13 protein-coding genes are annotated in these 13,485 nt (G+C 76.9%); 8 read left to right on the forward strand and 5 right to left on the reverse strand.

What is annotated here, in order from left to right:
- Nucleotides 1–99 precede the first annotated feature (99 nt).
- The 8 genes from kdd (at nucleotide 100) to ACI8AC_RS12045 (ending at nucleotide 8,602) form a co-directional block, all read left to right on the forward strand.
- Nucleotides 100–1,125: an L-erythro-3,5-diaminohexanoate dehydrogenase gene (gene kdd, locus ACI8AC_RS12010; RefSeq protein ID WP_456897997.1), complete on the forward strand. Its 1,026-nt coding sequence runs from the start codon at nucleotides 100–102 to the stop codon at nucleotides 1,123–1,125.
- On the forward strand, nucleotides 1,122–2,624 hold the full coding sequence (locus ACI8AC_RS12015; protein WP_456897998.1) for an amidohydrolase: 1,503 nt from the start codon (nucleotides 1,122–1,124) through the stop codon (nucleotides 2,622–2,624). The genes kdd and ACI8AC_RS12015 overlap by 4 nt, the downstream gene beginning before the upstream one ends.
- Nucleotides 2,621–4,216, forward strand: coding sequence for a lysine 5,6-aminomutase subunit alpha (gene kamD / locus ACI8AC_RS12020; protein ID WP_456898000.1), 1,596 nt, complete (start codon nucleotides 2,621–2,623; stop codon nucleotides 4,214–4,216). Before ACI8AC_RS12015 ends, kamD begins: the two co-directional genes overlap by 4 nt.
- Nucleotides 4,209–4,994, forward strand: coding sequence for a lysine 5,6-aminomutase subunit beta (gene kamE / locus ACI8AC_RS12025; RefSeq protein WP_456898001.1), 786 nt, complete (start codon nucleotides 4,209–4,211; stop codon nucleotides 4,992–4,994). The genes kamD and kamE overlap by 8 nt, the downstream gene beginning before the upstream one ends.
- Nucleotides 4,991–5,422: a 3-aminobutyryl-CoA ammonia lyase gene (gene kal / locus ACI8AC_RS12030; protein WP_456898003.1), complete on the forward strand. Its 432-nt coding sequence runs from the start codon at nucleotides 4,991–4,993 to the stop codon at nucleotides 5,420–5,422. The genes kamE and kal overlap by 4 nt, the downstream gene beginning before the upstream one ends.
- 210 nt (nucleotides 5,423–5,632) lie before the next feature.
- Nucleotides 5,633–7,231 carry an apolipoprotein N-acyltransferase gene (gene lnt / locus ACI8AC_RS12035; protein ID WP_456898004.1) on the forward strand — a complete coding sequence of 533 codons (1,599 nt, stop codon included), beginning with the start codon at nucleotides 5,633–5,635 and terminating at the stop codon, nucleotides 7,229–7,231.
- On the forward strand, nucleotides 7,228–8,016 hold the full coding sequence (locus ACI8AC_RS12040; RefSeq protein ID WP_456898005.1) for a polyprenol monophosphomannose synthase: 789 nt from the start codon (nucleotides 7,228–7,230) through the stop codon (nucleotides 8,014–8,016). Before lnt ends, ACI8AC_RS12040 begins: the two co-directional genes overlap by 4 nt.
- Nucleotides 8,017–8,056: 40 nt before the next feature.
- Nucleotides 8,057–8,602: an FxsA family protein gene (locus ACI8AC_RS12045; RefSeq protein ID WP_456898006.1), complete on the forward strand. Its 546-nt coding sequence runs from the start codon at nucleotides 8,057–8,059 to the stop codon at nucleotides 8,600–8,602.
- Between the two features lie 138 nt (nucleotides 8,603–8,740).
- Here ACI8AC_RS12045 and ACI8AC_RS12050 read toward each other — a convergent pair whose 3' ends face one another.
- The 5 genes from ACI8AC_RS12050 to ACI8AC_RS12070 all read right to left on the reverse strand — a co-directional run bounded on the left by ACI8AC_RS12050 (nucleotide 8,741) and on the right by ACI8AC_RS12070 (nucleotide 13,428).
- Nucleotides 8,741–9,085 carry an RNA polymerase-binding protein RbpA gene (locus ACI8AC_RS12050; protein ID WP_117378139.1) on the reverse strand — a complete coding sequence of 115 codons (345 nt, stop codon included), beginning with the start codon at nucleotides 9,083–9,085 and terminating at the stop codon, nucleotides 8,741–8,743.
- A gap of 178 nt (nucleotides 9,086–9,263) precedes the next feature.
- On the reverse strand, nucleotides 9,264–10,004 hold the full coding sequence (locus tag ACI8AC_RS12055) for a thymidine kinase (RefSeq protein ID WP_456898008.1): 741 nt from the start codon (nucleotides 10,002–10,004) through the stop codon (nucleotides 9,264–9,266).
- On the reverse strand, nucleotides 10,001–11,341 hold the full coding sequence (locus tag ACI8AC_RS12060) for an MFS transporter (RefSeq protein ID WP_456898010.1): 1,341 nt from the start codon (nucleotides 11,339–11,341) through the stop codon (nucleotides 10,001–10,003). The genes ACI8AC_RS12055 and ACI8AC_RS12060 overlap by 4 nt, the downstream gene beginning before the upstream one ends.
- Nucleotides 11,342–11,417: 76 nt before the next feature.
- Entirely contained in the window at nucleotides 11,418–12,194 is a 777-nt protein-coding gene (locus ACI8AC_RS12065; RefSeq protein ID WP_456898011.1) for a glycerophosphodiester phosphodiesterase, read from the reverse strand.
- Between the two features lie 52 nt (nucleotides 12,195–12,246).
- Nucleotides 12,247–13,428, reverse strand: a complete 1,182-nt coding sequence (locus ACI8AC_RS12070) for a MalY/PatB family protein (protein WP_456898012.1) — start codon at nucleotides 13,426–13,428, stop codon at nucleotides 12,247–12,249.
- Nucleotides 13,429–13,485: the final 57 nt, after the last annotated feature.

Raw genomic sequence — 13,485 nt, forward strand, 5'->3', positions numbered from 1 at the left:
CGGTTCTCCCTCGATGCGGCACCTTACGGGAAGATGTCCACATTCCTGTGACGATCGCGATACGTTCTCCTCCCTCGACGGGGTGAGACAGGAGGATCGGTGGATGCGGCAGTGAGGGCGCTCGGGGTGCACCGGGTGCTGGAACCGCCCGGGGTGCTGCCCCAGGCGGCCCTCCGGCTCGACCCCGACCCGGCGATCGGCCCCGACGAGGTCCGCGTGTCGGTGCAGCGGCTGAACCTCGACGCCGCCTCCTTCCGGCAGCTCTCGGAGTCCTGCGGCGGGGACGGCGCGGCGGTGCGGGCCGCGGTGCTCGACATCGTCGCCACGCGCGGCAAGATGCAGAACCCGGTCACCGGCTCGGGCGGGATGCTCATCGGGGTCGTCGCGGCGGTCGGGGCGGAGTCGCCGCTGGGCCTGCGGGTCGGGGACCGGGTGGCCACGCTGGTCTCCCTGACGCTGACCCCGCTGCGGATCACCGACGGCCTGGCCCGCTGGGACGGCCGCTCCGAGCAGGTCCCCGCGGAGGGGACGGCGGTGCTGTTCGCCCGCTCCCTCGCCGCCGTCCTGCCCGACGACCTGCCCGAGGCGGTCGCCCTCGCCGTCCTCGACGTCTGCGGGGCGCCGGCGGCCACCGACCGGGTGGTCCGGCGGACGGGGGCCCGCTCGGTGCTCGTGCTGGGGGCGGCGGGGAAGTCGGGGTGCCTGTCGCTGGCCGCGGCGCGGGCGGCGGGGGCCACGGCCCTGACCGGGCTGGTCCGCGACGAGCGGGAGGCCGCCGCCCTGCACGCGGCCGGCCTGGCCGACCGCGTGGTCGTCGCCGATGCCACCGACCCGCTGGCCGTCGCCGCGGCGGTGGGGGAGCCCGCCGCGGTCACGGTCGTGTGCGTCGACGCCCCGGGCGCCGAGCACGGGGCGGTCCTGGCGACGGCGCAGGGCGGCACCGTGGTCTTCTTCTCCATGGCGACCTCGTTCGCCCAGGCGGCGCTCGGCGCGGAGGGGATGGCAGCGGACGTGACGATGCTCATCGGCAACGGCTACACACCGGGGCACGCGGAGACGGCGCTCACGCTGTACCGCCGGTCGGCCGGGGTCCGGGCTCTCATCGACCCGCGCGTGCCGGCATGACGCTCCTGCTCACCGACGTCACCGTCGGCGACCGCCCCGGCCGCGCCGTCCAGGTCGCGGACGGTCGGATCGCCTGGCTCGGTGACGCCGCCGACGCCCCGCGCTCCGACCGGGTGCTGGCGGGCGGGGGGGCGCTGCTCACCCCGGCCTTCGTCGACGCGCACGTGCACGCCACGGCGACCGGGCTGGCCCTCACCGGTCTCGACCTGCACTCGAGCGTGAGCCTGCGCCAGGCGGTCGAGACCGTCGCCGGGCACGTCGCCGCCAGCCGCGGCATCGTGCTGGGCACCGGGTGGGACGAGACCGGCTGGCCCGAGGGGCGCGGGCTGACCCGAGCGGACCTCGACGCCGTCGTCGGCGACCGGCCCGCCTACCTGGCCCGCGTCGACGTGCACTCGGCCGTGGTGTCCACCGCGCTGCTGGACCGGGTGCCCGGCGTCACCGGCCTGCCCGGCTGGTCCCCGGAGGGGCAGCTGCGGCTCGACGCCCACCACGCCGTCCGGCAGGCGGCCTACGGCGCCGTCGACCCCGTGCAGCGGCGGACCGCCCAGCGCGCGGCGCTGGACGCCGCCGCGGCGCTGGGCATCGGCACCGTGCACGAGATGGCCGGCCCCGAGGTCTCCGGCGCCGAGGACCTCGCCGGGCTGCTGGCGCTGGCCGGCGAGCGGCCCGGGCCGCGGGTGCTCGGCTACTGGGGGGAGCTGGCCGGTCGCGGCGGGCTGGCCGTGGTCGGCGAGCTCGGCCTGGCCGGGGCCGGGGGCGACCTGTTCTGCGACGGCGCGTTCGGCTCGCACACCGCCGCCCTGACGGCGCCCTACGCCGACCGGCCGGGCACCAGCGGGGACCTGCGCTTCGACACCGGCGACCTCGTCGCGCACGTGCGCGCCTGCACCCTCGCCGGCGTCCAGGCCGGGTTCCACGTCATCGGCGACGCCGCGCTCGCGCAGGTGCTGGCCGCGGTGGGCGAGGTCGCCGCCGAGCTCGGGGACGCCGCCGTGCGCGCCTGCCGGCACCGGCTCGAGCACGTGGAGATGGTCGGCCCGGACGCCGCGGATCGGCTGGCCCGGTGGGGCGTGGTCGCCAGCGTGCAGCCGGCCTTCGACGCGGCCTGGGGCGGCACGGCGGGCATGTACGCCGAGCGGCTGGGCGTCGAGCGGGCCCTGGCGACCAACCCGTTCGCCGAGCTCGCCGACGCCGGGGTCGCCCTCGCGCTGGGCAGCGACGCCCCGGTCACCCCGCTGGACCCGTGGGGCGGGGTGCACGCCGCGGTCGACCACCGCACGCCGGGCGCGGGGCTGCGGCCCTTCGACGCCTTCGACGCGGCCACCCACGGCGGGTGGCACGCCGCCCGCGCCGAGCACCCCGCCGGCCCCCTGGCCGTCGGGGCGCCGGCCGACCTCGTCCTGTGGGAGACCGCCGAGACGCTCTCCGCCGTCCTGGCCGGCCGGGCCCGCCCCGCCTGCCGGCAGCTGCTCGTCGCCGGGGGAGGAGTTCCGTGACCGCCCGCCTCGACCTGGACCCCGTGCTGGTCACCCGCGCCCGCGAGCTGGCCGCGCGCGCCGCGCAGCCGGTCGTCGACCTGGCCCGGGCGCACACCACCGTCTCGGTGGAGCGCGCGGTGCTCCGGCTGGCCGGGCTGACCGGCACCGACCCGGTCACCGGGGGCGACGGTGCGGCCACCGACCGGGTGCCGTGGGTCAACCGGGTGGTCGACGCCGTCCGCGACCAGGTGGGCCTGGAGTGCGGCGTCGCGCTGCCGGTGTGGCACGCCATCGCCTCCGGCGCCGCCCCGGACCTGCAGGCGGTGGCCGAGCAGGTGGGCGCGGGGACGGCGCGCTTCGCCGTCCCCGCCGGCGCCGACGCCGAGCGCGCCCGGGACGCCGCCCGCGCCGCCGTCGCCGGAGGCCTGGCCCGCGTGGACGCCAACCGGGCCCGCCGCGCGGAGCTCGTCGCCCGCCTGGGGGACCCGCCGCGGCGGCCGTGGGTCTACCTGATCGTGGCCACCGGCGACATCCACGAGGACATCCCGCAGGCCCAGGCCGCCGCGCGCGCCGGGGCCGACGTCATCGCCGTCATCCGCTCCACCGGGCAGTCGCTGCTGGACTACGTGCCCGAGGGCGCCACCCGCACCGGCTACGCCGGCACCTACGCCACCCAGGAGAACTTCCGGCTCATGCGGGCCGCGCTGGACGACGTCGGCGCCGAGCTGGGCCGCTACGTCCGGCTGACCAACTACGCCTCGGGGCTGTGCATGCCGGAGATCGCCGTCCTGGCCGGCCTGGAGCGGCTGGACATGATGCTCAACGACGCGATGTACGGGATCCTCTTCCGTGACATCAACCCGCGGCGCACCTTCGTCGACCAGCGGTTCAGCCGGATGGTCCACGCCCGCGCCGGCATCGTCATCAACACCGGCGAGGACAACTACCTCACCACCGCCGACGCGGTGGAGGAGGCCCACACCGTCACCGTCAGCCAGCTGCTCAACGAGACCCTGGCGCGGGAGGCCGGCCTCGAGGACTGGCAGCTGGGCCTCGGGCACGCCTTCGAGATCGACCCCGACCTGCCCGAGTCCTTCCGGCTGGAGCTGGCGCACGCGCTGCTGGCCCGCTCGCTGTTCCCCGAGGCCCCGCTGAAGTGGATGCCCCCGACCAAGCACATGACCGGCGACGTGTTCCGCGGCTACCTGCTCGACGGCTTCTTCAACCTCGCCGGTGCGCTCACCGGCCAGGGCATCCTGCTGGTCGGGATGATGACCGAGGCCGTGGTCACCCCGTGGCTGTCCGACCGGGACCTGGCCCTGCGCAACGTCCGCTACGTGCTCGACGCCGCCGGGGGCCTGGTCGAGGACTTCGCCCCGCCGCGGGGCGGGTTCATCGACCGCCGCGCCGACACCGTGCTGCGCGAGGCGGTCGCCCTGCTCGAGCGGATCGCCGACCACCCCCAGGGGCTCATCCAGGCGATCGCCGACGGCACGTTCGGCATCACCCGGCGCCCCCCGGACGGCGGCAAGGGGCTCGACGGCGTGGTCGCGCTGGCCCCGGAGGCCTACAACCCGGCCCTGGAACTGCTGGAGGCGGTCCGTGCCTGACGGGATGGGCGTCGTCCGCCCCTACGGGGACACCACCGGTGACGGCATGGTGCAGCTGTCGTTCACCCTCCCCGTGCCGCCGGGGCCGCGGGCCGAGGGGGCGGCGCTGCAGCTGGCCGGGAAGATGGGCATCGCGCCGGCGATGGTGGTGCACAGCCACGGGATCGGCGGGGGCGGCGGCGCGGCGGCCTTCACCTTCTTCGTCGTCTACGGCTCGGTGCGCCACCTGGTCGACCTCGACGCCGTGCAGGTGGAGGAGCGCGCCTACCCGCTGCTGTCGCCCGGCGAGGTCGACGCCGCCATCCGGGCCGGGCTGCACCGCCAGCTGGTGGTCCTGGGCGCCTGCATCGGCACCGACGCGCACACCGTGGGCATCGACGCGATCCTCAACATCAAGGGCTTCGCGGGGGAGAAGGGCCTGGAGTACCACCGGGAGATGCGGGTGGCCAACCTCGGCGCCCAGGTGACCGTGCCGGAGCTGGTCGCCCGCGCCCGGGCCGAGCGGGCCGACGCCGTCCTGGTCTCCCAGGTCGTCACCCAGCGCGACGCCCACCTGCGCAACACCCGCGAGCTGGCCGCGGCCTTCCGCGAGGCGATGGGCGAGGCCCGCCCCCTGCTCGTCGTCGGCGGCCCCCGCTTCGACCCGGCGATGGCCGCCGAGCTCGGCGTGGACCGGGTCTTCGGCCGCGGCACGACGCCCGGCGAGGTGGCCAGCTACCTGGTGCACGCCCTGATCACCTCGCGCCGACCCGACGCCCCCGCCCCGGAGGACCCATGACCCCGCCCCACGGCGCCCCCGCGCCGGCCCCCGCGGCTCCCGCAGGCGCCGACCCGCGGCTCGGGCTGACCGTCACCCACCGCCGCTACGTGCCCTACGCCCACGCCCACTACGGCGGGGACCTCGTCGACGGGGCCTACACCCTCGGCCTGTTCGGCGACGTCGCCACCGAGGTGGCCATCGTGGCCGACGGGGACGAGGGGCTGCTGGCCGGCTACACCGACGTCCGCTTCCTGGCGCCGGTCCGGGCCGGCGACGTGCTGGAGGCGACCGCCGAGGTGGTGCGGGTCGGGCGGCGCAGCCGGGAGCTCCGGTGCACCGCCCGGGTGGTCGCGCGGGCCGAGCCGGAGCGCGGGTCCTCGGCCGCCGCGGTGCTGGACCCGCCGCTGGTGGTCGTCGAGGCCACGGCCACGCTCGTCGTCCCCTGACCCGCGGCCCCGCGTTCCCGGTGGTCCCGGTGCCATGATCACGGGGGATCGCGGGGGACGCCCCGGCCGGCGTGCCCCCGGGGGGTCCGGCGCGGGTGGGATGCTGGAGGACGGCCACGGGCGGGGACGCCGGTGGCCGCCGTCCCGTCCCGCGGCGGTACGGGACCCACCGCGCCGGGAACCGCCCGGCGCCGCGGACGGGAGGTGCGGGTGCTCGCCAGCGAGACCACCGGCACCCTGGCGCCCCCGCCCGGCCGTGAGCCGGCCACCCGGCCCGGCCGCGGGCTGCCGGCGTGGCTGGGCCGGACCGCGCTGGCCGCGGCCGGTGGAGCGCTGCTGCTGCTGGCCTTCCCCGGGTGGTCCCTGTGGTGGCTGGCGCCGCTCGGCCCGGCCGCCCTGGCGCTGGCCGCGCACGGGCAGCGGGCCCGCACCGGCGCCTGGCTCGGGCTGGTGCTGGGGCTGACCTGGTTCGTCCCGCTGCTGTCGTGGAGCGGGGTCTTCGTCGGCGCCGTCCCGTGGCTGGCCCTGGCCGGGTCGCAGGCCGCCTACGTCGCGGCGCTGGGCGCGGGCACGGCCGTGGCGAGCCGGCTGCCGGCCTGGCCGCTGTGGGCGGCGGCGCTGTGGGTGGCCCAGGAGGCGCTGCGCGGGCGGTGGCCGTTCGGCGGCTTCGCGTGGGGCCGGCTGGGCCTGAGCCAGACCGAGGGGCCCTTCCTGTCGCTGGCCGGCTACGGCGGGGTGCCGCTGGTGGGGTTCGCCGTGGCGCTGACCGGGACCCTGCTGGCCGCCGCGGTGCTGGCCGGGGCACGCTCCCGCAGGCGCGCCGGCGCGGCCGCGCTCGCCGGGGCGGTGGCCGTGCCACTGGCCGGCTGGGCCGCCTGGGCCCCGCTGGCCGGGCCCTCGCTCACCGCCGGCGGCCCCACCGTCACCGTCGCGGTGGTCCAGGGCGGCGTGCCCGAGCCGGGCCTGGACTTCAACGCCCGCCGCCGGGCGGTGCTGGACAACCACGTCGAGCAGACCATGCGGCTGGCCGAGGCGGTCGCGGCGGGGGAGCGGCCCCGGCCGGACCTGGTCATCTGGCCGGAGAACAGCTCCGACATCGACCCCTTCGCCAACGCCGACGCCGCCCGCGCCATCAGCCGCGCCGCCGCGGCGGTCGACGCCCCGGTGCTGGTCGGCGCGGTCGTCGACGGGCCGGGGGAGTTCATCAGCAACACCGCGATCGTCTGGGACCCCGAGGACGGGCCCGGCGACACCTACGTCAAGCAGCACCCGGTGCCCTTCGCCGAGTACGTGCCCTTCCGCTCGTTCTTCCGCGTGTTCAGCGACAAGGTCGACCTGGTGCGGCGCGACTTCGCCGCCGGCACCGAGACGGGGGTCCTCGAGATCGGCGGCACGCGGATCGCCGACGTCATCTGCTTCGAGGTCGTCTACGACGGGCTGGTGCGCGACGCGGTGCGCGCCGGGGCGGGGATGCTCGTCGTCCAGACCAACAACGCCACCTTCGGCTACACCGACGAGAGCGCCCAGCAGGTCGCGGCCGCGCAGGTGCGGGCGGTGGAGTTCGGCCGCTCGGTCGCGCTGGCCTCCACCAGCGGCATCTCGGCGGTCATCGCCCCCGATGGGTCCCTGGTGCACGCCTCGGGGCTCTACACCTCGGCGGTGTTCGTCGAGGAGATCGCCCAGCGCGACGCGGCCACCGTCGCCGAGCGGGTCGGCGCGGGGCCGGAGTGGCTGCTCACCGCGCTGGGCGCCGGGGCGGTGCTCGCCGCCGCCGGGCCGGCGCTGGGGCGCCGCCGGGCGGCCGCGTGACCCGGGTGCTGGTCGTCGTCCCCACCTACGACGAGCGGGACAACCTCGAGCCCGTCCTGGCCCGGCTGCACGCGGCGCTGCCCGACGCGCACGCCCTGGTGGTGGACGACGCCTCGCCCGACGGCACCGGCGAGCTGGCCGAGCGGCTGGCCGCCGCCGACCCCCGGGTGCACGTGCTGCGCCGGCCGGCCAAGCAGGGGCTCGGACCGGCCTACGTGGCCGGGTTCCGCTGGGCCCGCGCCCGCGGCTACCCGGTGCTGGTCGAGATGGACGCCGACGGCTCGCACCACCCCGAGCAGCTGCCGGCCCTGCTGGTCGCCCTGGACGGCGGCGCCGACCTGGCCCTGGGCTCCCGGTACGTGCCGGGCGGGCGGGTCGAGGACTGGCCGGCCCACCGGCTGCTGCTGTCCCGGGCGGGCAACGTGTGGACCCGGTGGTCGCTGCGCCTGCCGCTGGCCGACGCCACCGGCGGGTTCCGCGCCGTCCGGGGGGAGCTGGTCGACCGGTTGCCGTTCGAGGAGGTGGCCAGCCAGGGGTACTGCTTCCAGGTCGACTGGGCCTGGCGGGCGGTCCGCGCCGGGGCCCGGGTGGTCGAGGTGCCGATCACGTTCACCGAACGCGCCCGGGGGCGGAGCAAGATGACGCCCTCGATCGTTGGAGAGGCATTGGTACGGGTCACCGCGTGGGGCCTGCTGGACCGGCTGGCCGATCGGCTGCCGGGCCGGGTCCGCCGCCCCGTACCGGGACGGGTCCGCGACGGCGGGCGGTCGAGCGCGGTCCGATAGGCGGGCCGGTCCGCACCGCCGGGACGGGCCGGGGAGTGCCGTGGACCGTACCCACCGCGTGGGCAGCCGCATCCGGGTCGCCGTCGCGCTGGCCGCCGCCGTCGAGGTGGCCGTGGTCGTGCTGGTGGCCGGCTGGATCGGCATCGGCTGGACCCTGCTGGCCATGCTCGCCACCAGCGCGCTCGGCTGGGCCCTCCTGGCCCGCCAGGGCACCCGGGCGCTGGCCGACCTGCGGGAGCGCGCCCGCTCGGGGCGCGCGCCGGGCCGGGCCCTGGGGGACGCCGGGCTGATCGCCGTCGGCGGCCTGCTGATGGTGCTGCCCGGGTTCGTGGGCGACCTGCTCGGCCTGCTGTGCCTGTTGCCCCCCACCCGGTTCCTCGTGCGCGGGCTGGTCGCCCGGGTGCTCGCCGACCGCATCCCGGTGGCGCTGCGCGGCCCGGTGCGGGTGCGCAGCGACCGGGTGGAGGAGGTCGAGGTGCAGGAGGTCTGGCGGCCCGGCCCGCAGCCGCGGGCGGCGCGGCCGCGGGTCATCGAGGGGGAGGTCGTCCCCGGGGGGCAGCGCGAGGACCCGGCCGGACGTCCGTAGCACCCGTGGCCGGTGGCCGGCCGGGCGCGCGTGGCCGGTGGCCGGCCGGGGCCCTCGACCCGCACGGCCCGGGACGCGCGACGGCCCCGGTGGGGGATCCCACCGGGGCCGTCGACGGGGGCCGGAGCGGCCCGGAGCTCAGCTGGCGCGGGTGCGCCGGCCGCGCAGCACCTCGAGGCGCTCGGCCAGGACCTCCTCGAGGTCCTCGACCGAGCGGCGCTCGAGCAGCATGTCCCAGTGCGTGCGCGGCGGCTTGACCTTCTTGGGGGTCGGCTCGGCGCCGCCGACCAGCCGGGCGGCCGAGCCGTCGAACTTGCACTCCCAGGTGTCGGGGAGCTCGGCGTCGTCGGCGAAGGGCACCGTGAAGAGGTGACCCGAAGGGCACCGGTACTCCGCGTACTGCCGCTCGATCGGCGCGGTGTTCCGCTCGGTCTCGTAGCTCACGCTGCCCAGTCGGCTGCCCCGCAGGGAACGCTCGCCCATGGCACACCGTCCTCTCGTGCAAGTGGTGTCGGTCGGTCCTCGACGTCGCAGGCGGGTGATACCCGCCGGACGGGAGAGTCGACAGGACCAACGACAGAATTCGCGGAGAGATTCCGCAGAGACGGTTACGGATCATCTCATGGGGTGGTATCGGTGGTGTCGGCGACCCCCGGACGGGTCAGGGGAGCGCCAGCTGACCCGGGCCGGCCGCGGTCGGGCCGAGCTGGCCGATCACGTGGTGACGCCGGCACAGCACCTGGTAGTGGACGTCGGCGTCCTCGCCCGGCGCCGAGGTGGGCGCGGTGTCTGCGACCACGACCGTCTCCCCCTCCCGGACGAGCACGCCGGCCTCGACCCGGGCGTTGAGCAGCCCGGGCAGCCCGCACCAGCACAGCACCTCGACCTGCACCCGCTGCACGTCGTCGGCGACCTCGAGCAGCCGCTGCGTGCCGGGGAAGAGCCGGGTCCGGAAGTCGGTGGTCAGGCCGAAGGCGTAGACGTCGACGTGCGACTCGTCGACGAGCTCGGCGAGCTGGTCGACCTGGGCGGGGGTGAGGAACTGGGCCTCGTCGACGATCAGGTAGTCGACCCGCTCGCCCTCGGCCCAGGAGGCGCGCACCAGCAGCCTCAGGTCGGTGTCCGGGGCGACCTGGACGGCCTCGCGGCACAGCCCCACCCGGGAGGAGATCCGCGGCTGCGCCGAGCGGTCGCCCTGGGTGAGCAGGATCCCGCGGCGGCCCTGCCGGCTCTGGTTGTGGTCGACCTGGAGGGCCAGCGTGGACTTGCCGCAGTCCATGGGCCCGTGGAAGAAGCGCAGGTGCGCCGGGGCGGGGTGGCGGCGCCGGTCGCCGGCCACCGGCACCGCGGAGAGCACCCGGCCGCCGGCGGCGTCGACGTCGACGTCGAGCGGGGAGGTCACAGGCGCTCCGGTGGGGTGTTGCCCGCGGCCAGGACGGCGCGGCGGATCGGCAGCGCGGCCAGGGCGACGAAGCCGGCCACGAAGAAGACGACGAGGCTCACGATGGCGTACCGGTAGGAGCCGGTCAGCTGGTAGGTCAGCCCGAAGGCCAGCGGCCCCAGCCAGCTGGTGCCGCGGTCGCTGATCTCGTAGAAGCCGTAGTACTCGGCCTCCTTGCCCAGCGGGATGAGCTGGCTGAACAGCGACCGGGACAGCGCCTGCGTGCCGCCCTGCACCAGCCCGATGACCGCGGCGAGGGCGTAGAACTGCCCGACCGCCCCGGCCTCGAGGAAGAACGCGGCGACCAGCACGCCGATCCAGGCCAGGAGGCTGCCGAGGACGACCCGCTTGGCGCCGTACCGGGTGGCCAGCCGGCCCAGGGCCAGGGCCCCGGCGATCGCCACCACCTGCACCATGAGGATCGCGCCGGTGAGCACCGACTGCGCCAGGCCCAGCTCCTCGACGGCGTAGGTCGCCGACAGCGAGATCACCGTCTGCACGCCGTCGTTGAACAGCAGGTAGGCGCCGAGGAACCACAGCGTGAGCGGGAAGGCCCGCATCTCCCGCAGCGTGGTGGCCAGCTGCCGGAAGCCGGTGCGCGACCGGACGGCGTCGACGTCGCGGACCGGCCGGTTGCGCAGCCGGGAGACCGTGAACACGGTGAACCCGCCCCACCACAGGCCGGCGGTGGCCAGGCAGATCCGCACCGCCTCCCCGGTGGTCAGCCCCAGCGACGGCGCGCCGAGCACCAGGCCCAGGTGCACCGCCAGCAGCAGCGCGCCGCCGACGTAGCCGAAGGCCCACCCGCGGCTGGAGACCAGGTCCCTCTCGTCGGGGCCGGCGAGGTCGGGCAGCCAGGAGTAGTAGACGACGGTGGCCGCGCCGAAGGCGATGTTGGCCAGCGCGAACAGCACCGCGCCGAGCAGCCACCGCCCGTCGGCCACGAAGAACAGCCCGGTGGTGGCCAGCGCGCCCAGCAGGGTGGCCCCGGCCAGCATCTCCCGCTTGCGGCCGGTGCGGTCGGCCACCGCTCCGGTCAGCGGGAGCACCAGGACCTGCAGCAGCACCGAGGCCGAGAGCACGTAGGAGAACCAGCTACCCGGGGGGATGGACAGCCCCAGCAGGTCCAGCCGCCCGTCCGGGCCGGCGCCGTCCTCGGCCACGGAGGTCAGGTAGGGGCCGAGGAAGACCGTGGTGACGCTGGTGTTGAACACCGACATCGCCCAGTCGTAGGAGTACCAGCCGAACCGTTCACGGCGCAGGGCCCGGTCGGCGGGCACGGTGGCGCTGCTCGTCACCGGCGCAGGGTGGCAGCCGGGAGGACGCCGGTCCACCCGGCACGCAGGGGCGCCCGCCGCTGCGGGTACCGGCGGTTCAGCGGGCGTTCCACTGCCCGCGCTTCTCCAGGACCTCGCGCAGCATCGCCGGCCGGTCGGTCATGATGCCGTCCACGCCCAGGTCGAGCAGCGCCGTCACCTCCGCCTCGGTGTCCACCGTCCACACGTGCACCTGCAGCCCGCGGGCGTGGGCCGCGGCGACGAACCGCTCGTCGACCAGCGCACGCCCCCCGAGCTGCAGCGGCACCTGCGCGCACCCGGCCGGGATGCGCACCAGCCCGGCCGCCCGCGGCGAGTAGGACGACAGCCGCAGCGCCGCCACCCCGCGTGGCCCCAGCGAGGTGCACATCGAGGGGCCGAAGATGCGGCGCACGGCGGCCAGCCGGGCGTCGGAGAACGAGGCCAGGCAGAGCCGGTCGGCGACGCCCATGCGCCGCACCAGCCGGGCGAGGGGGGCCAGCACCCCGGCCGCCTTGACGTCGAGGTTGAAGCGGACGTCCGGCCAGGCGGCCAGCAGGTCCTCCAGCCGCAGCAGCGGCTCCCGGCCGCCGATGCGCGCCGTGGCGACCTCCGCCCACGGCAGCTGGTCGATCCGCCCCGTGCGGTCGGTCACCCGGTCCAGCGTCGGGTCGTGGAACGCGACCGGCACCCCGTCGGCGGTCACCCGGACGTCGGTCTCCAGGTAGCGGTACCCGAGCCGCACGCACGCCTCGAAGGCCGGTGCGGTGTTCTCCAGGTGCTCGATGGCACCCCCGCGGTGGGCCATCGCGATGGGCAGGGGCCCCTCGAGGAAGGCGTACCGGGCGGCGACCACGGGCGACACGCTAACGCCGCAGGTCGCCGGGCCGGTCACCACCCGGCCCCGGTCACCGTCCCCGGGCCACCGCGGCCGCCATCCGGGTGACGATGTCCTCCAGCACCGGACGCGGGGTGGCCAGGTTGAGCCGGACGTGCCCGCCGCCGGGGGCGCCGCACTCGGGCCCGTCGACCAGCCCGACGCCGGCCGCCTCGAGGAAGAAGGCCCCCGCCGACGTGGGCAGCGCGAGGTCGCGGCAGTCCAGCCAGGCCAGGTAGGTGCCCTCCGGCGGGGTCCACCGCACCGCCGGCAGCCGCTCGGCCAGCAGCTCCCCGAGCCGCCGCCGGTTGCCGTCCAGGTAGGCCAGCACGTCGGCCAGCCAGGGCCCGCCCTCGGTGTAGGCCACGGTGGCGGCCAGGACCCCGGGGGTGGAGGCGCCGTGGCCGAAGAGGAACGCCACCTCGGCCCACCGCCGTGCGTCCTCCTCGTTCGACAGGATCAGCTGCGCGGTCTTCAGCCCGGGCAGGTTCCAGGCCTTGGAGGCCGAGGTCGCGGTGATCGTGTGGGCCGCGGTGGCGGGGGAGAGGGAGGCGTAGGGGACGTGCTGCGCCCCCGGGTACACCAGCGGCGCGTGGATCTCGTCGGCGAACACCCGGGCCCCGGCGTCCTCGACGACCTCGGCCAGGGCCCGCTGCTCGGCGGCGGTGAACACCCGGCCCAGCGGGTTGTGCGGGTTGGTGTGCACCAGCAGCGTCCCGCCGGCGGCGAAGGCGCGGGCGATGCCCTCCAGGTCGTAGCGGTACCGGCCGTCGTCCCCGCTCAGCAGGGGCACCTGCAGCAGCGGGCGGCCGAGCAGCCCGGGCAGGGTGAGGAACGGCATGTAGGCCGGGGTGGGCAGGACGACGGGGCTGCCCGGCGGGGTGAAGTGGTCGATCGCCGCCCGCAGCCCGGCCACCACGTCGGCCAGCGGGCTGATCCACCGCGCCGGCACCTCCCAGCGGTAGCGCTCGGCGTACCAGCGGGCGCAGGCCCGGGCCATGGCCTCGGCCGCGCCGGGGGTCAGGTAGCCGAAGCGGGCGGCGTCCACGGCCTCGTGCAGGGCCCGGGTGACCTCCGGCGCGGTGCCGAAGTCCATCTCGGCGACCCACGCCCCGAGCGCCGGCGGGTCGTGCCGGCTCCACTTGAGGCTGCCCGCGGCGCGCAGCGCCTCGGCGGTCAGCGCGTCGAAGTGCGCCGTCGGGTCCGCGGCCACCGCTCCTCCTCCCCGGCGGATCGTGCTCCCGCCGTTACACCGCCCGGTCGGGCGTGT

The sequence above is a fragment of the Geodermatophilus sp. SYSU D00758 genome (assembly GCF_054049955.1).

Excerpts from the sequence above, each read along its gene's own strand:
- kal (WP_456898003.1), top strand. The coding sequence starts at position 4,991 with ATGACCCCGCCCCACGGCGCCCCCGCGCCGGCCCCCGCGGCTCCCGCA.
- ACI8AC_RS12015 (WP_456897998.1), top strand. The coding sequence starts at position 1,122 with ATGACGCTCCTGCTCACCGACGTCACCGTCGGCGACCGCCCCGGCCGC.
- ACI8AC_RS12050 (WP_117378139.1), bottom strand. The coding sequence starts at position 9,085 with ATGGGCGAGCGTTCCCTGCGGGGCAGCCGACTGGGCAGCGTGAGCTAC.